The following is a 406-nucleotide window of genomic DNA, read 5'->3' as shown; positions in this document are numbered from 1 at the left end:
GTGTCCGGCGTCGCCCTGGCGCGCGGTTACCTCGGCCGCGCCGGCCTCACCGCCGAGCGTTTCCTCGCCGACCCGTACGGCGCGCCGGGCGCGCGCATGTACCGCACCGGCGACCTCGGCCGCCGTCGTGGCGACGGTAGCGTCGAGTTCCTCGGCCGCAACGATCATCAGGTCAAGATCCGCGGTTTCCGCATCGAACTGGGCGAGATCGAGACGAGGCTGTGCGGATTCGACGGGGTGCGCGAAGCGGTGGTGCTGGCGCGCGAAGACGCGCCGGGCGAAAAGCAATTGGCGGCCTACTACCAAAGCGATCGGCCGCTGGCCGCGGAAGCCTTGCGCGATGCGCTGGCCGCGAGCCTGCCGGGTTACATGGTCCCGGCCGCGTTCGTGCGCATGCCGGCGTGGC

1 protein-coding gene is annotated in these 406 nt (G+C 71.7%); it reads left to right on the top strand.

All coding sequences use genetic code 11. The features are described from left to right. On the top strand, window positions 1–406 hold a 406-nt coding region (locus tag HKX41_10560), incomplete at both ends, for an AMP-binding protein (protein NNC24572.1).

The sequence above is a fragment of the Salifodinibacter halophilus genome (genome assembly GCA_012999515.1).
Taxonomy (GTDB): domain Bacteria; phylum Pseudomonadota; class Gammaproteobacteria; order Nevskiales; family Salinisphaeraceae; genus Salifodinibacter; species Salifodinibacter halophilus.
Note: the sequence above shows the minus strand (reverse complement) of the source record. Positions and strands in the feature narration are given on the sequence as shown.